This window comes from Pseudomonas sp. S35 (genome assembly GCF_009866765.1).
Taxonomy (GTDB): Bacteria; Pseudomonadota; Gammaproteobacteria; order Pseudomonadales; family Pseudomonadaceae; genus Aquipseudomonas.
Window position 1 is genome coordinate 6,193,401 of the sequence record NZ_CP019431.1, and the last position, 21,202, is coordinate 6,214,602.

The 21,202-nt window shown below is 59.0% G+C and carries 20 protein-coding genes; 13 read left to right on the forward strand and 7 right to left on the reverse strand.

Going from position 1 to position 21,202, the window contains the following annotated elements; genetic code table 11:
- Positions 1-3: 3 nt before the first annotated feature.
- Genes ftsX through ftsY form a run of 3 tightly spaced genes read right to left on the reverse strand, consistent with a single transcriptional unit; the run spans position 4 to position 3,097 of the window.
- Complete coding sequence (gene ftsX / locus PspS35_RS28075) at positions 4-1,026, reverse strand: permease-like cell division protein FtsX (RefSeq protein ID WP_159937658.1); 1,023 nt, start codon at positions 1,024-1,026, stop codon at positions 4-6.
- Positions 1,023-1,694 (reverse strand): cell division ATP-binding protein FtsE, encoded by a 672-nt coding sequence (gene ftsE, locus PspS35_RS28080; RefSeq protein ID WP_017737950.1) that lies wholly within the window; start codon positions 1,692-1,694, stop codon positions 1,023-1,025. Before ftsE ends, ftsX begins: the two co-directional genes overlap by 4 nt.
- Positions 1,691-3,097, reverse strand: coding sequence for a signal recognition particle-docking protein FtsY (ftsY, locus tag PspS35_RS28085; RefSeq protein WP_159937659.1), 1,407 nt, complete (start codon positions 3,095-3,097; stop codon positions 1,691-1,693). The genes ftsE and ftsY overlap by 4 nt, the downstream gene beginning before the upstream one ends.
- Positions 3,098-3,330: 233 nt before the next feature.
- Here ftsY and PspS35_RS28090 point away from each other — a divergent pair, with 233 nt between their 5' ends.
- The 4 genes from PspS35_RS28090 to PspS35_RS28105 are packed head-to-tail and all read left to right on the forward strand — an operon-like array spanning position 3,331 to position 7,869.
- Positions 3,331-4,686 (forward strand): pitrilysin family protein, encoded by a 1,356-nt coding sequence (locus PspS35_RS28090; protein WP_137212359.1) that lies wholly within the window; start codon positions 3,331-3,333, stop codon positions 4,684-4,686.
- On the forward strand, positions 4,679-6,169 hold the full coding sequence (locus PspS35_RS28095) for a pitrilysin family protein (protein ID WP_159937660.1): 1,491 nt from the start codon (positions 4,679-4,681) through the stop codon (positions 6,167-6,169). The genes PspS35_RS28090 and PspS35_RS28095 overlap by 8 nt, the downstream gene beginning before the upstream one ends.
- Positions 6,169-6,786 carry a 16S rRNA (guanine(966)-N(2))-methyltransferase RsmD gene (rsmD, locus tag PspS35_RS28100; RefSeq protein ID WP_159937661.1) on the forward strand — a complete coding sequence of 206 codons (618 nt, stop codon included), beginning with the start codon at positions 6,169-6,171 and terminating at the stop codon, positions 6,784-6,786. The genes PspS35_RS28095 and rsmD overlap by 1 nt, the downstream gene beginning before the upstream one ends.
- Before the next feature lie 54 nt (positions 6,787-6,840).
- Positions 6,841-7,869, forward strand: a complete 1,029-nt coding sequence (locus tag PspS35_RS28105) for a hydrolase (protein WP_159937662.1) — start codon at positions 6,841-6,843, stop codon at positions 7,867-7,869.
- Here the strand turns inward: PspS35_RS28105 and PspS35_RS28110 are convergent.
- Positions 7,856-8,710: a sulfurtransferase gene (locus PspS35_RS28110; protein WP_159937663.1), complete on the reverse strand. Its 855-nt coding sequence runs from the start codon at positions 8,708-8,710 to the stop codon at positions 7,856-7,858. The two genes, PspS35_RS28105 and PspS35_RS28110, sit on opposite strands and share 14 nt — an antisense overlap.
- Before the next feature lie 32 nt (positions 8,711-8,742).
- The gene (locus PspS35_RS28115; RefSeq protein WP_032884162.1) at positions 8,743-9,414 is read right to left on the reverse strand and encodes a TetR/AcrR family transcriptional regulator; all 672 of its coding nucleotides are present in this window, start codon (positions 9,412-9,414) and stop codon (positions 8,743-8,745) included.
- Positions 9,415-9,560: 146 nt separating this feature from the next.
- Here PspS35_RS28115 and PspS35_RS28120 point away from each other — a divergent pair, with 146 nt between their 5' ends.
- The 5 genes from PspS35_RS28120 (at position 9,561) to PspS35_RS28140 (ending at position 14,132) form a co-directional block, all read left to right on the forward strand.
- Positions 9,561-10,988 carry a coniferyl aldehyde dehydrogenase gene (locus PspS35_RS28120; RefSeq protein WP_159937664.1) on the forward strand — a complete coding sequence of 476 codons (1,428 nt, stop codon included), beginning with the start codon at positions 9,561-9,563 and terminating at the stop codon, positions 10,986-10,988.
- A 28-nt stretch (positions 10,989-11,016) separates the two neighbouring features.
- Positions 11,017-11,562: a twin-arginine translocation pathway signal protein gene (locus PspS35_RS28125; protein WP_159937665.1), complete on the forward strand. Its 546-nt coding sequence runs from the start codon at positions 11,017-11,019 to the stop codon at positions 11,560-11,562.
- Positions 11,563-11,599: 37 nt separating this feature from the next.
- A complete protein-coding gene (locus PspS35_RS28130) occupies positions 11,600-13,195 on the forward strand; it encodes a GMC family oxidoreductase (RefSeq protein ID WP_159937666.1) in 1,596 nt (531 codons plus the stop codon).
- Between the two features lie 103 nt (positions 13,196-13,298).
- Positions 13,299-13,778, forward strand: coding sequence for a pantetheine-phosphate adenylyltransferase (gene coaD, locus PspS35_RS28135; RefSeq protein WP_003176711.1), 480 nt, complete (start codon positions 13,299-13,301; stop codon positions 13,776-13,778).
- Positions 13,779-13,880: 102 nt separating this feature from the next.
- Complete coding sequence (locus tag PspS35_RS28140) at positions 13,881-14,132, forward strand: YfhL family 4Fe-4S dicluster ferredoxin (RefSeq protein WP_159937667.1); 252 nt, start codon at positions 13,881-13,883, stop codon at positions 14,130-14,132.
- 124 nt (positions 14,133-14,256) lie between these two features.
- On the opposite strand, the gene mutM is transcribed toward PspS35_RS28140, so the two are convergent.
- Complete coding sequence (mutM, locus tag PspS35_RS28145) at positions 14,257-15,069, reverse strand: bifunctional DNA-formamidopyrimidine glycosylase/DNA-(apurinic or apyrimidinic site) lyase (RefSeq protein WP_159937668.1); 813 nt, start codon at positions 15,067-15,069, stop codon at positions 14,257-14,259.
- A gap of 21 nt (positions 15,070-15,090) precedes the next feature.
- A complete protein-coding gene (locus tag PspS35_RS28150) occupies positions 15,091-15,903 on the reverse strand; it encodes an HDOD domain-containing protein (RefSeq protein ID WP_174244896.1) in 813 nt (270 codons plus the stop codon).
- A 278-nt stretch (positions 15,904-16,181) separates the two neighbouring features.
- On the opposite strand from PspS35_RS28150, the gene PspS35_RS28155 reads away from it, so the two are divergent.
- The 4 genes from PspS35_RS28155 to PspS35_RS28170 all read left to right on the forward strand — a co-directional run bounded on the left by PspS35_RS28155 (position 16,182) and on the right by PspS35_RS28170 (position 21,022).
- On the forward strand, positions 16,182-17,378 hold the full coding sequence (locus tag PspS35_RS28155; RefSeq protein WP_053127951.1) for a class I SAM-dependent rRNA methyltransferase: 1,197 nt from the start codon (positions 16,182-16,184) through the stop codon (positions 17,376-17,378).
- A gap of 395 nt (positions 17,379-17,773) precedes the next feature.
- Positions 17,774-18,850 (forward strand): SagB family peptide dehydrogenase, encoded by a 1,077-nt coding sequence (locus PspS35_RS28160; protein WP_159937670.1) that lies wholly within the window; start codon positions 17,774-17,776, stop codon positions 18,848-18,850.
- Positions 18,851-18,855: 5 nt separating this feature from the next.
- Positions 18,856-19,821: a diiron oxygenase gene (locus tag PspS35_RS28165; RefSeq protein WP_159937671.1), complete on the forward strand. Its 966-nt coding sequence runs from the start codon at positions 18,856-18,858 to the stop codon at positions 19,819-19,821.
- Positions 19,814-21,022: an MFS transporter gene (locus PspS35_RS28170; protein WP_159937672.1), complete on the forward strand. Its 1,209-nt coding sequence runs from the start codon at positions 19,814-19,816 to the stop codon at positions 21,020-21,022. Before PspS35_RS28165 ends, PspS35_RS28170 begins: the two co-directional genes overlap by 8 nt.
- The last annotated feature ends 180 nt before the right edge of the window (positions 21,023-21,202 follow it).

Sequence of the window (21,202 nt, forward strand, 5' to 3'; positions counted from 1 at the left end):
TAACTACTTTGGTGCCAGCTCACGTAAATGCCGTGCGACCGCAATCCAGGCACCGATATACCCCAACAAGACCGCGCCAAGCAAGAGACTCAGACCATCGGCGACCGGCACGCCAGCCAGGGAGAAATCGCTGCCATACAACCCGGCAAGCCCGATGACCGCGTCGTTCAGCCAATCCAGGCCAAACGCCAGCACGCCCCAGGACAAAATCCCCGCACCCAAGCCATAAAGCGCGCCCATGTACAGAAAAGGCCGACGCACATAGCTGTCCGTGCCGCCGACCAGTTTAATCACTTCTATCTCGGTGCGACGGTTTTCAATATGAAGACGAATGGTATTACCTATCACCAAAAGTAATGCAGACACCAACAGCACCGTCAGGCCGAACACAAAGCGGTCGCCCAGCTTGAGGATGGCGGCCAAGCGCTCAACCCAGACTAGATCAAGTTGCGCCTGCTGCACCTTGGGCATCTCTGCGAGTTTTTGTCGCAGGGCCTCAAGCGCGGCCTTGTCGACTTCGTTCGGCGTCACCAGCACCACGCCTGGCAACGGGTTCTGCGGCAGCTCCTTGAGCGCCTCGCCCAGGCCGGACTGTTGCTGGAACTCCTCAAGCGCCTGATCGCGGCTGACGTACTCCGCATCCGCCACGCCAGGGATGTTCTTGATGTCGTCACGCAGCGCTTCGCCTTCTTGGGTGCTGGCATCCAGGTTCAGGTACAGCGAGATCTGCGCCGCGCGCTGCCAGGAACCGCCAAGGCGTTCCACATTATTAAGCAGCAGCGACAAACCCATCGGCAGGCTCAAGGCCACGGCCATCACCAGGCAGGTGAAAAAGCTGCCGATTGGCTGTTTGCCCAAGCGGCGCAGGCTGTCCAGCAGGCTGGCGCGATGACTTTCGATCCAGGCGCGCAGCAAGGTGCTGAAGTCGGGGCCGTCGTCATCGTCGTGTTTTTTCTTTTTCGGTTGCGGGTCGGCCGGTTTCGGCGCCACGCGTTCAGAAACTTTAGGGCTGCGTGTGGCACTCATACGCCAGCCTCCCCATCACCGATCAAGCGACCGCGCTGCAGGGTCAGCATGCGGTGGCGCATCCGGGCAATCAGCGCCAGGTCGTGACTGGCGATCAATACGCTGGTGCCCAGGCGATTGATGTCTTCGAACACCCCCATGATCTCGGCTGCCAGACGCGGGTCGAGGTTACCGGTAGGTTCGTCCGCCAGCAGCAAGGCCGGGCGATGGACGATGGCACGGGCGATGCCGACGCGCTGTTGCTGGCCGGTGGAAAGATCGCCGGGGTAAAGGTCGGTCTTGTCCGACAGCGCCACGCGCTCCAGGGCCGAATCCACGCGCTTGACGATCTCGGCCTTGGACAGCCCGAGAATCTGCAACGGCAGGGCGATGTTGTTGAACACGGTGCGATCGAACAGCAACTGGTGGTTCTGGAACACCACGCCGATCTGGCGGCGCAGGTAGGGAATCTGCGCATTGCTGATGGTGGCCAGGTCCTGGCCAGCCAGCAGCAGTTTGCCCGTGGTCGGGCGTTCCATGGCCAGCAGCAGGCGCAACAAGGTACTTTTACCGGCGCCAGAATGCCCGGTTACGAACAAAAATTCGCCACGACGCACTCGAAAGCTCAGCTCATGCAAGCCCACATGCCCGTTGGCATAGCGTTTACCGACCTGTTCGAATCGAATCATGAACGCTCCCGCTCGGCAAACAATGCCTCTACAAAGGGTTCGGCTTCAAAGGTGCGCAGGTCGTCGATGCCTTCACCGACGCCGATATAACGAATCGGCAACCCGAACTGTTTGGCCAACGCAAAGATCACGCCGCCTTTGGCCGTGCCGTCGAGCTTAGTCAATGCTAGGCCGGTCAGTTGCACCGTCTGGTTGAATTGCTTGGCCTGGCTGATGGCGTTCTGGCCGGTGCCGGCGTCCAACACCAGCAGCACTTCGTGGGGCGCGTCTGCATCCAGCTTGCCGATGACGCGGCGCACTTTCTTCAGCTCTTCCATCAAATTGTCTTTGGTGTGCAGGCGACCGGCGGTATCGGCGATCAGCACATCAATGTTGCGGGCCTTGGCGGCTTGCACCGCGTCGAAGATCACCGAAGCGGAGTCGGCACCGGTGTGCTGGGCGATCACCGGGATCTTGTTGCGCTCACCCCAAACCTGCAATTGCTCAACGGCGGCGGCGCGGAAGGTGTCACCGGCGGCCAGCATGACTTTCTTGCCTTCCAGTTGCAGCTTCTTGGCCAGTTTGCCGATGGTGGTGGTCTTGCCGGCGCCGTTGACGCCCACCACCAGGATCACAAACGGCTTGTTCGGGGTGATCACCAGCGGGGCTTCCACGGGTTTGAGCATGGCAGCCAGTTCGGCCTGCAAGGATTTGTAGAGCGCATCGGCATCGGTCAGTTGCTTGCGCGCGACCTTCTGGGTCAGGCTCTGGATGATCACGGCGGTGGCTTCGACGCCCACGTCTGCGGTGAGCAGGCGGGTCTCGATGTCTTCCAGCAGTTCGTCATCAATGACTTTCTTGCCCAGGAACAGGCTGGCCATGCCTTCGCCGATGCTGGCGCTGGTCTTGCTCAGGCCTTGCTTGAGACGGGCGAAGAAGCCGGTTTTGCTGGCTTCTGGGGATGGGGCGAGCGGTTCTGGCTCGACAACCTCAACGGGTGCAGCAACCACAACAGGCACAGGCGCAGGGACTTCCACGACGAGCGGCGCTTCGACCACCACCTCAACCGGCTCAACCACCGCAGGAATCGGCGGCGCCACGTGTTCAGCCTGCACGTCTTCGACCAATGCCACAGGCTCTTCGGCCACCGGCAACTCAGGCCACGGCTTGTGCTCAGGTTCCGGCTCCGGCTCCGGCACAGCCTCAACCACTGGCTGCAACACCGGTTCAGCCATCGGCAACACCACCGGCGCCGGCGCTTCGGCAACCGGTTCGGCTTCTATTACGGGTTCGGGGATCGGCTCAACTTGAACCTGTGGCTGTTCGACAACGGTTTCCTGCGGCTTTTTGCGCAGCCATCCGAACAGGCCTTTTTTCTCGCCAGCCGCAGCTGGGGTCTTCTTGTCGTCGTTGGAACCAAACATGGAGACGGCTATCTCAAGGTAGCGACGCGCCAGAGGGGCGCGCCGGTAAATAAAATTCGATGCGTAACAGACTGTTTTTTAGCCAGCTCGTTCATGCGCAACATTTTGTAAGGCCAAAATAGGGCCTCAACAAGACTGCCGCAGTGGCCGTCCGTATATTCGACCAGTATCCTAGCACCTCCTCGCCCGCCGACGCTAAGACCAAGCGGGCAGCCCAACAGGTTTAAAAACGAATGAATGCTCTAGCCCGCCGCGCCGCAGGCCTGCTGTTCAGCACAGTTTGTCTGCCTCTTTCAGCTTTCGCTGCCGACCCACAACCCACCCATGAATTCACCCTGGACAACGGCCTCAAGGTCGTCGTGCGCGAAGATCATCGCGCCCCGGTGGTGGTTTCCCAGGTTTGGTACAAGGTGGGTTCGAGCTACGAAACCCCGGGCCAGACCGGTTTGTCCCACGCCCTGGAGCACATGATGTTCAAGGGCAGCGCCAAAGTCGGACCCGGCGAAGCCTCGCTGATCCTGCGCGACCTGGGCGCGGAAGAAAACGCGTTCACCAGCGACGACTACACCGCGTACTACCAAGTGCTGGCCCGCGACCGCCTGGGCGTGGCCTTCGAACTGGAAGCCGACCGCATGGCCAGCCTGCGCCTGCCGGCCGACGAGTTCAGCCGCGAAATCGAGGTAATCAAAGAAGAACGCCGCCTGCGCACCGACGATAACCCAATGTCCAAGGCCTTCGAGCGCTTCAAGGCGATGGCTTTCCCGGCCAGCGGCTACCACACGCCGACCATCGGCTGGATGGCTGACCTGGACCGCATGAAAGTCGAAGAACTGCGCCACTGGTACCAATCCTGGTACGTGCCGAACAACGCCACCCTGGTGGTGGTCGGCGACGTCACCCCGGACGAGGTGAAGAACCTGGCCCAGCGCTACTTTGGCCCGATCCCCAAGCGTGACGTGCCACCGGCCAAGATCCCGATGGAACTGGCCGAGCCTGGCGAGCGCCTGTTGACCATGCACGTGCAGACCCAATTGCCGAGCGTCATGCTCGGTTTCAACGTACCCAGCCTGGCGACCGCCGACGACAAACGCTCGGTGCAAGCCTTGCGCCTGATCTCGGCCCTGCTGGACGGCGGCTACAGTGCACGTATCTCGGAGCAGTTGGAGCGTGGCGAAGAGCTGGTTTCCGCCGCCTCCACCAATTACGACGCCTATACCCGTGGCGATACGCTGTTCATGCTGTCGGCCACTCCCAACCAGCAGAAGAAAAAGACCATCGCCCAAGCCGAAGCTGGCCTGTGGCGCCTGCTGGACGAGCTCAAAGCCAAGCCGCCGACCGCCGAGGAACTGGAGCGTATCCGCGCCCAAGTGATTGCCGGCCTGGTCTACCAGCGTGACTCGATCACCAGCCAGGCCACGGCCATCGGCTCCCTGGAAACCGTTGGCCTGTCCTGGAAACTGATGGATTCCGAGCTGGCCGACCTGCAAAGCGTGACCCCGGAAGATATCCAAAAGGCCGCGCGCACCTATTTCACCCGCGAACGTCTGAGTGTCGCCCATGTTCTGCCTGAGGAGACCGCTCATGAGTGATCGCAAAAGCAGCCGCCTGATCTTCCCCGGCCTGATCGTCGTCACCCTGATCGCCGCCAGCGCCGTGTACTTCCTGCGTCCGAGCGACTCCGTCGCCAGCCCGGCATTGGAAAAAGCCCAATCGAGCAACAAGCTGCAATCCCTGGCAGAGCTGGACGGCAAGGCGCCGACCAACCGCAAGCTCGACGTGCAAACCTGGACCACCGCCGAAGGCGCCAAGGTGCTGTTCGTTGAAGCCCATGAACTGCCGATGTTCGACGTGCGCATCCTGTTCGCCGCCGGCAGCAGCCAGGACGGCAACGTGCCGGGCCTGGCCTTGATGACCAACGCCATGCTCAACGAAGGCGTGCCGGGCAAGGATGTCAGCCAGATCGCCAGTGGCTTTGAAGGCCTGGGCGCCGACTTCGGCAATGGCGCTTACCGCGACATGGCGCTGGTGTCCCTGCGCAGCCTGAGTGCCAGCGATAAACGCGACGCCGCCCTGGCGCTGTTTGACGACGTGATCGGCAAGCCGACCTTCCCGGCCGACTCCCTGGCCCGCATCAAGAACCAGATCCTCGCCGGCTTTGAATACCAGAAGCAGAACCCCGGCAAACTGGCCAGCCTGGAGCTGTTCAAGCGCCTGTATGGCGACCACCCTTACGCGCACCCGAGCGAAGGCACCCCGCAAAGCGTGCCGAACATTAACCTGGCACAGTTGCAGGCGTTCCACGCCAAGGCGTACGCCGCCGGTAATGCGGTGATTGCAGTGGTGGGCGACCTGACCCGCGCCGAAGCCGAAGCCATGACCGCCAAGGTGTCCGCATCGCTACCTAAAGGCCCGGCGCTGGCGAAGATTGCCCAGCCAACCGAGCCAAAGGCCGGCCTGAGCCATATCGAGTTCCCGTCCAAGCAGACGCATTTGCTGTTTGCCCAACTGGGCATCGACCGCGCCGACCCTGACTACGCGGCCTTGTCCTTGGGTAACCAGATCCTCGGTGGCGGCGGCTTCGGCACCCGCTTGATGAGCGAAGTGCGTGAAAAGCGCGGGCTGACCTACGGCGTGTACTCCGGTTTCTCGCCGATGCAGGTGCGCGGCCCGTTCATGATCAACCTGCAGACCCGCGCCGAAATGAGCGGCGGCACCCTGCGCCTGGTCGAAGACGTAGTCGCCGATTACCTCAAGACCGGCCCGACGCAAAAAGAGCTGGATGACGCCAAGCGCGAGCTGGCCGGCAGCTTCCCGCTGTCTACCGCGAGCAACGCCGATATCGTCGGGCAGTTGGGCGCCATGGGTTTCTACAACCTGCCGCTGAGCTATCTGGAAGATTTCATGAAACAATCCCAGGCCCTGACCGTAGAGCAGGTCAAGGCTGCAATGAATAAACACTTGAGCGCCGACAAGATGGTCATCGTGACCGCCGGCCCGACGATTGCGCAAAAGCCACTACCGCCCCCCACTGATAAACCCGCCGAGCAGCCGCTCGGGGTTCCGGAGCATTAATGGCCAGTTCATCTCGCCCGAAAAAACCTGTCCACAACGTACACAACGGTGTGGGCCAACTGCGCATCATTGGCGGTGAATGGGGCAGCCGCAAGCTGAGCTTCCCCGACGTCGTGGGCCTGCGCCCAACGCCGGATCGCGTGCGGGAAACCCTGTTCAACTGGCTCGCGCCGTACATCGCGGGCGCCAAGGTGCTGGACCCGTTCGCCGGCAGTGGCGCGCTGTTCCTGGAGGCGCTGTCCCGTGGCGCGTCTCAGGCCCAGGCGCTCGACGCCAGTAACGTAGCGGTCTCCAGCCTCAAGGAACACTTGGGCACATTGCGCTGCACCAATGGCCAGGTACAAACCGCCGACGCCCTGCGCTACCTGGAAACCCAGACGGCCAGCGCCTACGACGTGGTGTTCCTCGACCCGCCGTTCAACCAGAACCTGCTGCCGACCGTGTGCGCACTGCTTGAAGAACGCCAATGGCTGGCGCCGGATGCGTGGATCTACACTGAAAGCGAGACCGCACCGTCCACCCTGGGTTTACCCGGCGCGTGGCGTCTGCACCGGGAGCAGAAATCCGGGCGGGTGTATTACGCGTTGTGGCACCGGGTGGTAGAAAACGCCGAGTAGTCTCAGTGCGGGCTTCTGTGGTGGGCCCGCTCACCACATGCCACAGAGATCTGCATGACCCCTTCTTCTGAAAGATTCACCCCCGCCTTCGGCCTCGGCAACCCCCACCTGCAAACACTGTGGGGGCCGTTGTGGCGTCCCACTACCCATATCGAACGCCAACGCGAACGCCTGTGGCTGGAAGACGGCGACTTTCTCGACCTCGACTGGCATGGCCCCCATGACGCGCAGGCCCCCTTGGTGCTGGTTCTGCACGGGCTGACCGGTTCATCCAACTCGCCTTACGTGGCCGGGCTGCAAAAAGTCCTCGCCGCACAAGGCTGGGCCAGCGTGGCGCTGAACTGGCGCGGATGCTCCGGGGAACCAAATCTATTGGCCCGCAGCTATCACTCGGGCGCCAGCGAAGACCTGGCCGCTGCAATTGCGCACTTGCGCGCCAAGCGGCCATTGGCGCCGTTGTATGCCGTGGGTTATTCCCTTGGCGGCAATGTATTGCTCAAGCACCTGGGTGAAACCGGCGAAGCGTCGGGCTTGCAAGGCGCGGCGGCGGTGTCGGTGCCGTTTCGCCTGGACCAGTGCGCAGACCGCATCGGGCTGGGCTTTTCGCGGGTCTATCAGAAGCACTTCATGCGCGAGATGCTGGCGTATATCCGCGTCAAGCAGCGTCAGTTTTTGCAGGATGGTCGGGAGGATGGGCTAAAAACCCTCGAAGCACTCGGCTCTCTGGAGAAGATGCGCACGTTCTGGGATTTCGATGGCCGGGTGACCGCGCCGCTGCACGGCTTTCTCAGTGCCGAGGACTATTATCGGAAGGCATCGAGTCGGTATTACCTGGGCGACATTCGCACACCGACCCTGATTATCCATGCCGCCGATGACCCGTTCGTCTTCGCCCACAGCCTGCCTGAGGCCAGTGAGCTGTCGGCGTGCACCGAGTTTGAGCTGACGACCAAAGGTGGGCATGTCGGGTTTGTCGATGGCTCACTGAAACGCCCCAGCTACTACCTTGAGCGGCGCATTCCCCAATGGCTTAGGGCACATGTGGGAGGGGGCTTACACGGCCGGGAACTCAGTCGCCCGTAGCAATTGCCCGCGCCGGATCAGTAATCCACTCACTCCACGACCCCGCATACAGCTTGCCCAGCGGATAACCCGCCAAACTCAGCGCAAACAGGTTATGGCAGGCCGTCACCCCGGAACCGCAATACGCCACCAGTTCTTCCGGTGCGCGTCCCTTCAGCTGGGCGGCAAAGCGCTGCTTGAGCTGTTCGGCCGGCAGGAAGCGGCCATCACTGCCGAGGTTTTCGTTGAACGCCGCACACTGTGCCCCTGGGATGTGCCCGGCAATCGGGTCGATGGGCTCCACTTCGCCGCGAAAACGTGGCTGGGCTCGGGCATCGATCAGGGTCAGGCCTGGCTGGCCCAAGCGTTTTTGCAGGTGTTCGGCATCCAACAGCAGGTGACTGTCCGGCTGACCGGCAAAGGTTCCTGGCTCGATCGCTGGCGCATCCAGGCTCAACGGGAAACCGGCGCCATGCCAGGCCTTGAGGCCACCGTCCAGGATAAACACACCCTCGCGCTTGCCCAGCCAAGCCAAAAGCCACCACGCACGGGCGGCAAAAGCCCCGGGGCCATCGTCATAGAGCACCACGTCCGTGTCGGCGTTGATGCCCCAGGCACGCAACTGCTCGACGAACGTGCCCGCATTCGGCAATGGATGACGACCAGTCACCCCCCTGCTCACCGGCCCGCTGAGGTGGCGCTCCAGATCGGCATACTGCGCGCCTTCGATATGCCCTTCGGCATAGCTGCAAAGCCCGTAATCCGGGTCTTCCAGGGCAAAACGGCAATCGAGGATCACCAGTCCGGCCGACGCCTGGCGCTCGGCCAATTGCTGGGGACTGATCAGTTGGGCAAGCGGCATGACGAACTCCTACGAATGCATGTGGGAAAGGTCTACTTCACTTCTTCCAGTGCCTGGTTCAACGGCACGTAAAACTCTTTGAACAGCGCATCCACCGCCTCTTTGGCCTGGGGCGTGACAAACCCCGCCTCCAGCACCAGCACCTGATACACACCGCGCTTGATGGCCTCGGCGCTCAAGTGGGCGGAGTTTTCATTGGTGGTGCATAAGAACCGCACCCACGAGGTGAGGATGATCCAGGCATTGAGGGTCAGGGCTTCGGTTTGCACCGGGTCCATGTTGAGGATGCCCGCGTCGACAAACCCCCGGTAGATCGCATTGCCTTGGGTCAGGCACCGCTGTGAAAAGCGCCGATAACCGGTGGCGAGCTCAGGATCGCTCTCCAGCAGATGTTCAAGGTCGCGATGCAGGAAGCGATAGCGCCACATCCCGGCCAGCAAGGCCTGCAGGTAGAAACGCTTGTCCTGGACCGTCGCGGCGCGCCCCTGTGGCGGGCGCAGAAAGCTGTCTACCAGTGCTTCGTATTCACGAAACAGCACGGCGATGATCGCCTGCTTGTTGGGGAAGTGGTAGTACAGGTTACCCGGCGAAATTTCCATATGGGCGGCGATATGGTTGGTGCTGATACTGCGCTCGCCCTGCTGGTTAAAAAGCTCCAGGCTGGTTTGCACAATGCGTTCGCTGGTCTTTACTCGTGGTGCCATAGGGGAATCAGCTTCTATACACGTGATAGGGCATCTTACGGCCTATCCTTGCCAGGTTAAATCTGCATGTTGCTGCAATGTCATTTGACAATTTAGAGCAATGACTCTAAAAATCCAGGCAGACCAATAACAATCGGTGCTGCGCCATGTCTGCCAACGTTGCCTACCTGCAGGATTCCCAGGTGCTGGATCAACTCCAGGACCTGTTCGACACCCAACGCCGCGCCTACGCCGCCAACCCCATGCCGCCAGCCGCGCAACGCCAGCAATGGCTCAAGGCCCTGCGCGAGTTGCTCAGCGACGAACGCCAGGCGCTGATCAACGCGATCAGCCAGGACTTCAGCCACCGCAGCGCCGACGAAACCCTGTTCGCCGAATTGATGCCCAGCCTGCACGGTATTCACTACGCCAGCAAACACCTCAAGGGCTGGATGAAACCGTCCCGCCGTGCTGTAGGCATTGCTTTTCAACCCGCGTCAGCCAAAGTCATCTACCAACCGCTGGGCGTGGTCGGGGTGATCGTGCCCTGGAACTACCCGCTGTACCTGGCCATCGGGCCGTTGGTCGGTGCGTTGGCGGCGGGTAACCGGGTGATGCTCAAGCTCAGCGAGTCCACCCCCGCCACCGGCGAACTGCTCAAAAGCCTGCTGGCGAAGATCTTTCCCGAGGACCTGGTGTGCGTGGTGCTGGGCGAGGCCGAAGTGGGCATGGCGTTTTCCAAGCTGCGCTTCGACCACCTGCTGTTCACCGGCGCTACCAGCATCGGCAAACACGTGATGCGTGCAGCGGCGGAACACCTGACGCCAGTCACCCTGGAGCTGGGCGGCAAGTCGCCAGCCATCGTGTCCGCCGATGTGCCGCTCAAGGACGCCGCCGAACGCATCGCCTTCGGCAAAGCCCTCAATGCCGGGCAAACCTGCGTGGCGCCGGACTACGTACTGGTGCCGGAAGACCGCGTCGAGGGTTTCGTCGAGGCTTACAGCAAGGCCGTTCGCGGGTTTTATCCGACCCTGACCGACAACCCGGACTACACCGCAATCATCAATGAACGGCAATTGGCTCGGCTCAATAGCTACGTCAAGGACGCCACCGACAAAGGCGCCACCCTGATCCCGCTGTACGAGCAAGGCCAGGCACGGCGCATGGCCCACAGCCTGTTGCTGAATGTCAGCGACGACATGACGGTGATGCAGGACGAAATATTCGGCCCGCTGCTGCCAATCGTGCCGTATCGCGGACTCGACCAGGCGTTTGCCTACATCAACCAACGCCCGCGCCCACTGGCCCTGTATTACTTCGGCTACAACAAGGCCGAGCAGAACCGTGTGCTGCACGAAACCCATTCCGGCGGCGTGTGCCTGAACGACACCTTGCTGCACGTGGCCCAGGACGACATGCCCTTTGGCGGCATCGGCCCCTCGGGCATGGGCCATTACCACGGCCACGAAGGCTTCCTGACCTTCAGTAAGGCCAAGGGCGTATTGGTGAAGCAGCGGCTCAACGCTGCCAAGTTGATCTACCCGCCCTACGGCAACGCTATCCAGAAGTTGATCCAGAAGCTGTTCATTCGCTGATACCGCTACCCACGGGACAACAATAACAATGAACCCTAGCCTGACTGAAACACCTGCGCTGTCGCGGCGCGGCGTCTTGAAAATCGGCCTGTGCGCCAGCGCCTTCCTGGCCACTGCGGGGCTCGGTGCCAGCCTCAGCGGCTGCTCCAGCAGCACACCGGCCAGCGGCTTCGCGCTGTTGCGCAGCAGTGACCTGCCGTTTTTGCGCGCGGTCATTCCGGTGTTGCTCGAAGGGGTAGCCAGCGCCCAGGAAGTCGCGAACGGCGTCGAAGACACCCTGAAAAAGCTCGACTTCAGCCTGCAACACCTGTCGCCGCAGATGTTCAAGCTCACCCAGCAACTGTTCGACGTATTGGGCATGGGCATTACCCGTGGCCCATTGACCGGTATCTGGGGCAGTTGGGAGAACGCCAGCGCGGAGCAAATCCGCAATTTCCTGCACCGCTGGGAAAACAGCTACCTGAACCTGCTGCGCATGGGCCAGGGCTCGCTGCTCAAGTTGGTGATCATGGCCTGGTACTTCCAGCCGGCGTCCTGGGCCCATTGCGGCTACCCCGGTCCGCCGAAGATCTGATCTGCATCCCCCACAATAAAAACAAGAGACGACCCTGATGCCCGTACCCGATCTGTTCCGCGAAGGCCTGGCCCGTGGCTGGAAAACCCACAACGGCGCCGCCCTCGACAATGACCTGACCCTGGAAGCCGACGTCGCCATCATCGGCAGCGGCGCCGGTGGCGGCACCACGGCTGAGATCCTCAGCGCCGCCGGCTACAAGGTGCTGCTGATCGAAGAAGGCCCGCTCAAGACCAGCAGCGATTTCAAGTTGCTCGAAGACGAGGCCTACACCAGCCTGTACCAAGAAGGCATCGGCCGCATGAGCAAGGACGGCGCGATCACCATCCTGCAAGGCCGGGCGGTGGGCGGCACTACGTTGATCAACTGGACCTCCAGTTTCCGCACCCCGGACGCCACCCTCGCCCACTGGGCCAGCGAATATGCGGTCAAAGGCCACAGCAGCGCCGAAATGGCGCCGTGGTTCGAGAAGATGGAGCAACGCCTGGGCATCGCGCCCTGGGCCATACCACCGAACGCCAACAATGACGTGATCCGCAAAGGCTGCGAAAAGCTCGGCTATAGCTGGCATGTGATCCCACGCAATGTGCGTGGCTGTTTCAACCTGGGCTATTGCGGCATGGGTTGCCCGGTGAACGCCAAGCAATCGATGCTGGTGACCACCATCCCGTCCACCCTGGAGAAGGGCGGCGAGTTGCTCTACCTGGCCCGCGCCGAGCAGCTCAAATACAGCGGCGACACCATCAGCAGCCTGGAATGCGTGGCAATGGATGAGCGCTGCGTATCGCCGACCGGGCGCAAGATCACGGTGAAAGCCAAGCATTACGTGCTGTCGGGCGGCGGTATCAACAGCCCGGCACTGCTGATGCGCTCGGATGCACCCGACCCGCACTCGCGGCTGGGCAAGCGCACCTTTTTGCACTTGGTGAATTTCTCCGCCGCGCTGTTCGATGAAGTGATCAACCCGTTCTACGGCGCACCGCAGTCGATCTACTCCGATCACTTTCAATGGCAGGACGGCACCACCGGCAAAATGTCCTACAAGCTGGAGGCGCCACCCTTACATCCCGCGTTGGCCAGCACCTTGCTTGGGGGCTATGGCACGCAAAACGCTCTGGACATGAGCCAACTGCCCAACACCCACGCCATGCTCGCCCTGCTGCGCGACGGTTTTCACCCCGACAGCCCGGGCGGCAACGTGGAACTGCGCGCCGACGGCACACCGGTGCTCGACTATCAGGTGTCGCCATACGCTTGGGATGGCCTGCGCCGCGCCTTCCACAGCATGGCCGAGATCCAGTTTGCGGCGGGGGCCACGTCAGTCAAACCGCTGCACCACGATGCACGCTACGTCAAAAACCTGGCCGAAGCTCGTACGCTGATCGACGGGTTGAACCTGGAACTGCACCGCACCTGCTTGGGCAGCGCCCATGTAATGGGCGGTTGCGCCATGGGTGAAGACCCGAAAAACGCCGTGGCCGACAGCCTTGGCCGGCATCACCAATTGCGCAACCTGTCGATCCACGATGGCTCGCTGTTCCCCACCAGCATTGGGGCCAACCCGCAATTATCGGTGTACGGATTGACCGCCCAATTGGCGACCGCATTGGCCGAACGTCTGAAAACAGCGTGAAAAAACGTTCGATACGCGGCCTCTATCTACATAAGTCGACTTGGCCGACCGAGATGGCTGCGATACCATCCGATTCCCCAACGGACTCCGCCAGGACGACGCGATGAACCGAGTGTTGTACCCAGGTACCTTCGACCCGATTACAAAAGGCCATGGCGATCTGGTCGAACGCGCCTCTCGCTTGTTCGACCATGTGATCATCGCGGTCGCCGCCAGCCCCAAGAAAAACCCGCTGTTTCCCCTGGAACAGCGTGTGGAGCTGGCGCGTGAGGTCACCAAGCACCTGCCTAACGTGGAAGTGGTGGGCTTTTCGACACTGCTGGCGCATTTCGCCAAAGAGCAGAACGCCAACGTGTTCCTGCGCGGCCTGCGTGCGGTGTCGGACTTCGAATACGAATTCCAGCTGGCGAACATGAACCGCCAACTGGCGCCGGACGTTGAGAGCCTGTTCCTCACGCCGTCGGAACGTTACTCGTTCATTTCCTCGACGTTGGTCCGTGAAATCGCCGCTCTGGGCGGAGATATCACCAAGTTCGTGCACCCGGCCGTGGCAGATGCGCTGACCCTGCGCTTCAAGAAGTAAGACCACTCTATCGGCGCCTGCTCGCACTGCGGGCGCCAATGCGGCACAATTGCGCGCATTAGTTTTCAGATGCCTTGGCCGAGCGCCCTGGCAGGAGTTTCCATGTCCCTGATCATCACCGACGATTGCATCAATTGCGACGTCTGCGAACCCGAGTGCCCGAACGCTGCGATTTCCCAAGGCGAAGAGATCTACGTGATCGACCCCAACCTGTGCACCCAGTGCGTCGGTCACTACGACGAGCCGCAGTGCCAGCAAGTGTGCCCGGTGGATTGCATTCCGCTGGATGAGGCGCGTCCGGAGACCGAAGAAGAATTGATGGACAAGTATCGGAAGATTACCGGTAAGGCTTGAGCTTCTTTACTGCCTGTAAGGGCCTCATCGGGGGCAAGCCCCCTCCCACATTTTGAGTCTATTCACAAATCAAAGTGTGTGAGGGGGCTTGCCCCCGATAGCGATATCAGCCACTACACAGCGATCAGCCCTGACACCTCGGGCAAAACACACTCGCCCGCTGCCCCAGCACGACATTGCGCAGTTCAGTCCCGCAGACCTTGCACGCCTCGCCTCCCCGGCCATAGACGAATAGCTCCTGCTGGAAATACCCCGGCTGCCCGTCACCACCGATAAAGTCCCGCAAGGTTGTACCGCCACGCTCGATGGCGGCCGCCAGCACGCGCTTGATCTCAATCGCCAGCCTCAGATACCGCGCCCGCGAAATGCCGCCGGCCTCGCGACGCGGATCAATCCCCGCCGCAAACAGCGCTTCGGTCGCGTAGATATTGCCCACGCCCACCACCACCGCGTTGTCCATGATGAACGGCTTCACCGCCATCGACCGTTTGCGGGACAGCTGGAACAAGCGCTCGCCGTCAAACAGATCGGTCAACGGTTCCGGCCCCAGGCGCAGCAACAACTCATGGTTATGCGGGTCCTGGCTCCAGAGCATCGCACCAAAGCGCCGTGGGTCGGTGTAACGCAGGGCCATGCCCGATTCCAGCTCGATATCCACATGCTCATGCTTGGCCGCCGGCATGCCGACTTCCACCAGACGCAGGTTGCCCGACATGCCCAAGTGGCTGATCAAGGTGCCCACTTCGGCATTGATCAACAGGTATTTGGCCCGCCGCTCCACCAGCACGATGCGCTGCCCGGACAGGCGCACATCCAGGTCTTCCGGGATCGGCCAGCGCAGACGCCGCTCACGCACCACTACGCGGCTGACGCGCTGGCCTTCCAAGTGCGGCGCAATCCCGCGGCGGGTGGTTTCGACTTCAGGTAACTCGGGCATGCGTACCTCTTGAAGGAAGGGTCAGTGTGCGCCCAGTTCGCGGATCGACAACTTCATGCTTTCGAAGTCGTACTCCGACAGGCCAACGTAATCCAGCACCAGAGGGCCGACGGCATTCCACTCGTGGTCCACCGACTGGTTGCCCAGTACCCGATAGGACGAACAGATGTGCTCGGCCATCTTCAGGATCGCCAGCAGGTTTTTCACCTGCGGGGTGCGTGCCGACTCATCGCTGAAAATCGCCAGGGCGTTGTGGTGGTTGGCGATGGCGTCGGTCACGTGCTCCGGCAGGCGCCACGATTTGGCGGTGTAGTAACCGACCACGGCATGGTTGGTGTTGAACGCGTTGTTTTCGGTATCGACCACGCGGCAGTCGGTGCCGGCGTTGGCGTAGGCCTGCTCCAGCACCGTCATATAGTTGGGAAATCGCTTGAGCATCAACGGCACGCCGCAATCGTGGAACAGGCCCAAGGCGTAGGCCTCGTCGACTGCCTGGGAGCCCGTGCGCTTGGCCAGGGTGAGGCAGGTCATGGCCACGTCCTGGGCCGTGTCCCAGAAGCGGTTGAGGGTGACGATGGTGTCGTCGCTCATCTCGCCCCGGATCGACTGCGCGTTGATCAGGTTGATGATCGACCGGCTGCCCAGCAGGTTCACCGCACGCTGGATCGAGGCGATCTTGTTGCTCAGGCCGTAATAGGGCGAGTTGACGATCTTGAGCAGTGCGCCGGACAAGCCGGGGTCCTGGGAGATCAACCGGGCGATCACTTCCAGGTCCGGGTCGGGCATGTACTGCTCCATCTGCAAATCCACCATGATTTGCGGTTGGGGCGGCACGCTGATGCCTTGCAGGGCCTGTTGGATCTGTTCGGCGGAAAGCTCTTGGGACATAAGTACACACTCTTGGCTAGGCGGGGATTCTAACCCCTAAGCAAAGCTGACCGACACCTCAAAAACCGGATGGGCGCCGGACCAAATGTGGGAGCTGGCTTGCCTGCGATTGGATCACCGCCGTACGTCAGATACAGCGCGCCGCCTGCATCGCAGGCAAGCCAGCTCCCACATGAACCGGTGCGCAACAGGTATACTCCCGCTCTTTTTTCCGGAGCGACGTCATGTCCCTGCCAAGCCTGCGTCTCAAAGCCAACGCCGATCGTCGTTTGCGCAACGGCCACCTGTGGGTCTACAGCAACGAAATCGACGTGGCCGCCACCCCACTTCACGGCTTCCAGGCAGGCGACCAGGCAATCCTGGAAGCGGCCGGCGGCAAGACCCTGGGCATCGTGGCCATGAGCCCGAACAACCTGATCTGCGCCCGTCTGCTGTCGCGTGACATCAAGTTGCCGCTGGACAAGTCGCTGCTGGTGCACCGCATCAACGTTGCCCTGTCCCTGCGTGATCGCCTGTTCGACAAGCCGTTCTACCGCCTGGTCTACGGCGATTCCGACCTGCTGCCGGGCCTGGTGGTCGACCGTTTCGGCGACATCCTGGTGGTGCAGATCGCTTCGGCGACCATGGAAGCCCATAAAGAAGACGTGATCGCTGCGCTGACCCAAGTGCTCAAGCCAAGCGGCATCCTGTTCAAGAACGACTCCGCCGCACGCGACGCCGAAGGCCTCAACCGCTACGTCGAAACCGTATTCGGCCTGGTGCCGGAGTGGGTTGCGCTGGAAGAGAACGGCGTGAAATTCGAAGCCCCGGTGATCCAGGGCCAGAAAACCGGCTGGTTCTACGACCACCGCATGAACCGCGCGCGCCTGGCCCCATACGCCAAAGGCAAACGCGTACTCGACCTGTACAGCTACATCGGCGGCTGGGGCGTGCAGGCTGCAGCCTTCGGCGCCAGTGAAGTGTTCTGCGTCGATGCATCCGCCTTCGCCCTCGACGGCGTCGAGCGCAACGCTGCGCTGAACGGCGTTGCCGAGAAGATGACCTGCATCGAAGGCGACGTCTTCGAAGCCCTGAAGGAACTGAAAGCCAGCGAAGAGCGTTTCGACGTGATCGTCGCCGACCCACCGGCCTTCATCAAACGCAAAAAAGACATGAAAAACGGCGAAGGCGCCTACCGCCGCCTCAACGAGCAAGCCATGCGCCTGCTCAGCAAGGACGGCATCCTGGTCAGCGCTTCGTGCTCCATGCACCTGCCGGAAGACGACCTGCAAAACATCCTGCTCACCAGCGCCCGCCACCTGGACCGCAATATCCAGATGCTCGAACGCGGCGGCCAGGGCCCGGATCATCCGGTGCACCCGGCGATTGTCGAGACGCGGTACATCAAGAGCATTACGTGCCGGTTGTTGCCAAACAGCTGACCCCATCTGAAAGGGGACTCCAAATGGGGTCTCCCAAACTTTACTACTCTCAAATCATCACACTCGACAGCCTTTTAACAGCAGCCAATTAAACATAAAACGAAAAGCCTGCTGTATTCTGTAGTACAACTCCGACAAAAAAACTCGAAGATTCTTACGCAATTTTTTCTTGAAAATTCATAATTAACTCCTATGATTTCAATTATCACCTTCGCCGGTGATATTAAACTCAAATCGAGCTACATCAAGGAGATCCAAAAATGAAAACAATCAACCTGGAAACTTCTCACATTGCCAACTTAGCTTTCGTAGTAGCGCCGAAAGCCCGCTAAGAAAATGAAACGCTGGGGAGTGCCGGCCACCCAGCGCTTTCAGAATAAATGGAAGGCAAGTCAATGCAAATAGCCCCTTATATATTCATTCTCCCCCGAACACCGGCCACGGTAGTGTGGGACTATAAAAACCATAAACAGTTCGAGTTAAACCTGGCCTACTCAATACGGCTCACCGAGCTGATAAACAACCCAGACAACTTTGATAACTCAAGCCCAATAGACGCTCAGTTATTCGCAGCAGGAATATTGACAACCCTCGCATCCGAGCGCCTTATTTGGGGCTGGGATGAACTATCAAAAATCTTTCATATTGGCACCAAGAACATTCCTTGCAGCCACGTACCCGAAAACACTGCTGAATGGGCGAGCATCTATCTTGAACACTGTAAGAAAACACTAGACATCCCTCCTCCTCTAGCCCGAACATCCATCAAGCACGTTGACGCCCCTTTAATTCACCTACCAACGCCACTTAAACTACCAGAGCACTCACTTATACATGTTTTATTTATCCGAAAAACCTGCCGCACCTTCACGGGCGAACCTGTATCTTTACAGGCCATAAGTACGATCCTTTACCTATGCTTAGGTTATTTAAAAGAAAGAATAAACACTATTGATGAAAGCGTCGCGCAAGGCCTTGAGGCACGAAGAAGCAGCCCATCTGGGGGAGGATTAAACGCATGCGAAGGTTTTCTGTATGCTCAAAATATAGAGGGTTTGCAACCCGGAATCTACGCTTATAACGCAGCGGAGCACACGCTGAGCCTCGTTAACCAACAGATTAATCAGTCATTAGGACATGTGCTATCAGGACAGCACTTCATCAACAATCTTCCAGCGGGTCTTTTCATCACTTGCCGATTCGACAAACTGTGGTGGAAATATGAACACTCGCGAGCTTATCGGATGGCCTATGTCGAAGCAGGTCATATCTCACAAACCTTTCAATTAGTCGCGACCGCGCTGGGACTGAGCACTTGGTTGACTGGCGCGCTGACAGACCATCAGGTCGAATCATTGTTAAATATTGAAGAAAACAACCCTGAACAAGCCTTATTTTTTCTTGGGTGCGGTAAAAGCGACGGACAAGTAATGTGCAAAGAACTGAAATCACTGTTGAACAACCGAGGGTAGCGCGCATGATCGAGCCGCTCATCGACCCTGGCATATGGAAGAACCGCTTCACTCTTGGAGAGTGGAATACTCACGCATCGGTACGCACCAGTGATCACCACTATAAATTGCCTACGGACATAGAAAAACAACTGGAATCACAAGATTGGTTTCCCCCCGCTCTCCTTCCTTACCTCAGTCATCCGGAAATCAGCTCAGCCGATCCGGCCATCACTAAACGTCTTTGCGCTAATCACCTAGTAAACTTCCTTCACTACACAACACTACTTGAGCACCGGATTGTTAATCGCTCCGTCGAAGTAATCATTCATGACGAGCTCGAATTTACAATACCGCGGCGTATGAAAACAGCTGCGCTGCAACTCTATACTGATGAAGGTTACCATGCGCTATTTTCCAATCAGCTTGCCGAGCAAGTTATTGACTTCTACGGAATGACTGACCGACCGACCACGCACAGACGAATAACGCGGCTCAATCATCTTATCGACAGAACCCCGGATAAGCAGAGAGCGCTCACATGGTTTCTAATTGGCTTCGTATCGGAAACGATCATTGCTAAAGATCTGCGTGAGGTTTGTCAAAATACGCTGGTAAGCAGCGTTCAGGAGATGCTCAGTGACCATCTGGCTGACGAAGCAAGACACAGTCGTTATTTTAGCGAGGTATTTCATTATTTGTGGTTTCAAATGAGCGACGAAGTACGTCTCTCGTCCGCAAGACAGCTCCTAGAGATTCTTTTTATTTTCTTTGAATCTGATAAAAAATGGCTCGAGCGAAGTTTACGCAGCGTGCAATTGAGCAAGACCGCTGTTCAGCAAATACTGATCACGATGGCGGACCCACAGCATCATATTTTTCGCACGCGCTCAGGTGCTAGTTCGACGCTTCAAGCATTGAAAAGAGCCGACTGCTTCAAACAACCTGAAATCCGACAGATGTTCTCTAATAGGAGACTTTTAGATGAATGATGCATCTACATCTATCGAAGGCAAAAGAAAGCGTAGATCTGCGGTCATTCTATTAATGACTATGGTGTTACTCGGTGTTTTCCCTCTGGATGTCCTACTCCCATCCTTTCCCGCACTGGCTGCGCACTTTCAGAGTAAGCCTGCAGACATTGCGTTCTCCATCAGCCTTTTTGCAATCGGCATCTCCCTATCACAACTTTTAATCGGTCCACTCTCAGATACCCTTGGGCGTAAGAGCTTGTTGATTGGAGGGATGATTGTATCAATCATCGGGGCAACCGGTTGTGTGTTCTCGAACGAATACACATGGTTTCTGATATTCAGGATGATTCAAGCCATAGGCTGCGGCTGTTTCGTGCTATCACAGGCCTTGGTTCAAGATATGTTTGAAGGTAAAGAGAGGGATCGGTTACGCATCTTGATGATTACAGCCAGCGGAATTTTTATCTCCCTATCACCGCTACTCGGCAGCCTACTGCAACAGTTTCTTGATTGGCCTGGCAGTTTTTTTCTTTTTATTACATTGGCCGTTGGCGCTTTATTAAAAGCGTACTTTTTTCTGGATGGTCATCCTACAACGCCACATCCGAACCAAAATATCGTCCGCGCTTATCAGCGGGTACTGAGCAGCGGAAGTTTCGTCGGTTATTGGCTAATTGCAGCCATTGCTTTCGCCTGTCATTTTTCATTCATTGTCATATCACCGCTTATATTCATGGATCATCTGAAGCTGTCCACCTATGAGTTCTCCCTAACCTTACTGCTTTACGGCGCGGCTTACGTGACTGGCGGAATTGTGGCTCACATACTCTCTAATTGGCTGGCGCCCACGACTCAGATCATTTTCGGTTTGGCCCTGATTTTTTGCTCCGGACTGTTGATGTTTTTTCTGTCCCGCGTGTTTGAGCTTTCAACGGTGACGGTATTGGTGCCAATGATTATCTGCACGACTGGCACAACCATTTGTCGGCCCATCGCGACCTCTAAAGCCATGGACGTGTTCCCGGACAGTGCCGGTACGGCGGCATCGGCTGGGAATACTTTAATTTTTATACTGGGTGGATTGATTAGCGCATTGATCAACATAAGCACGATTAACTTGCAAATGACCCTGGCAGTGACTTTTTTGCTGCTGAGTACAACGGCTCTCGTGTTGAATTCATTGATTTCACGTCGCCAGCAACTATTGGACGTCGGTTGACGCCGCCAATACACGCCCAACCATTCCCTCCAGCCGCCAGCGGTGTAGAATCGGCCCTATTCATCGCCAGTCATCCCCCGGCGGGTTTATGAGCTCAAGGCCAATGCGCACGGCGATCCCGTCACGTTTGCGGCAACTTCCGGACACCAGTGCCATTTTTCGGGTGTTCCAGACGTCAAC

Coding starts and splice junctions, on each gene's coding strand:
- ftsX (WP_159937658.1), bottom strand. CDS start 1,026: ATGAGTGCCACACGCAGCCCTAAAGTTTCTGAACGCGTGGCGCCGAAA.
- ftsE (WP_017737950.1), bottom strand. CDS start 1,694: ATGATTCGATTCGAACAGGTCGGTAAACGCTATGCCAACGGGCATGTG.
- ftsY (WP_159937659.1), bottom strand. CDS start 3,097: ATGTTTGGTTCCAACGACGACAAGAAGACCCCAGCTGCGGCTGGCGAG.
- PspS35_RS28090 (WP_137212359.1), top strand. CDS start 3,331: ATGAATGCTCTAGCCCGCCGCGCCGCAGGCCTGCTGTTCAGCACAGTT.
- PspS35_RS28095 (WP_159937660.1), top strand. CDS start 4,679: ATGAGTGATCGCAAAAGCAGCCGCCTGATCTTCCCCGGCCTGATCGTC.
- rsmD (WP_159937661.1), top strand. CDS start 6,169: ATGGCCAGTTCATCTCGCCCGAAAAAACCTGTCCACAACGTACACAAC.
- PspS35_RS28105 (WP_159937662.1), top strand. CDS start 6,841: ATGACCCCTTCTTCTGAAAGATTCACCCCCGCCTTCGGCCTCGGCAAC.
- PspS35_RS28110 (WP_159937663.1), bottom strand. CDS start 8,710: ATGCCGCTTGCCCAACTGATCAGTCCCCAGCAATTGGCCGAGCGCCAG.
- PspS35_RS28115 (WP_032884162.1), bottom strand. CDS start 9,414: ATGGCACCACGAGTAAAGACCAGCGAACGCATTGTGCAAACCAGCCTG.
- PspS35_RS28120 (WP_159937664.1), top strand. CDS start 9,561: ATGTCTGCCAACGTTGCCTACCTGCAGGATTCCCAGGTGCTGGATCAA.
- PspS35_RS28125 (WP_159937665.1), top strand. CDS start 11,017: ATGAACCCTAGCCTGACTGAAACACCTGCGCTGTCGCGGCGCGGCGTC.
- PspS35_RS28130 (WP_159937666.1), top strand. CDS start 11,600: ATGCCCGTACCCGATCTGTTCCGCGAAGGCCTGGCCCGTGGCTGGAAA.
- coaD (WP_003176711.1), top strand. CDS start 13,299: ATGAACCGAGTGTTGTACCCAGGTACCTTCGACCCGATTACAAAAGGC.
- PspS35_RS28140 (WP_159937667.1), top strand. CDS start 13,881: ATGTCCCTGATCATCACCGACGATTGCATCAATTGCGACGTCTGCGAA.
- mutM (WP_159937668.1), bottom strand. CDS start 15,069: ATGCCCGAGTTACCTGAAGTCGAAACCACCCGCCGCGGGATTGCGCCG.
- PspS35_RS28155 (WP_053127951.1), top strand. CDS start 16,182: ATGTCCCTGCCAAGCCTGCGTCTCAAAGCCAACGCCGATCGTCGTTTG.
- PspS35_RS28160 (WP_159937670.1), top strand. CDS start 17,774: ATGCAAATAGCCCCTTATATATTCATTCTCCCCCGAACACCGGCCACG.
- PspS35_RS28165 (WP_159937671.1), top strand. CDS start 18,856: ATGATCGAGCCGCTCATCGACCCTGGCATATGGAAGAACCGCTTCACT.
- PspS35_RS28170 (WP_159937672.1), top strand. CDS start 19,814: ATGAATGATGCATCTACATCTATCGAAGGCAAAAGAAAGCGTAGATCT.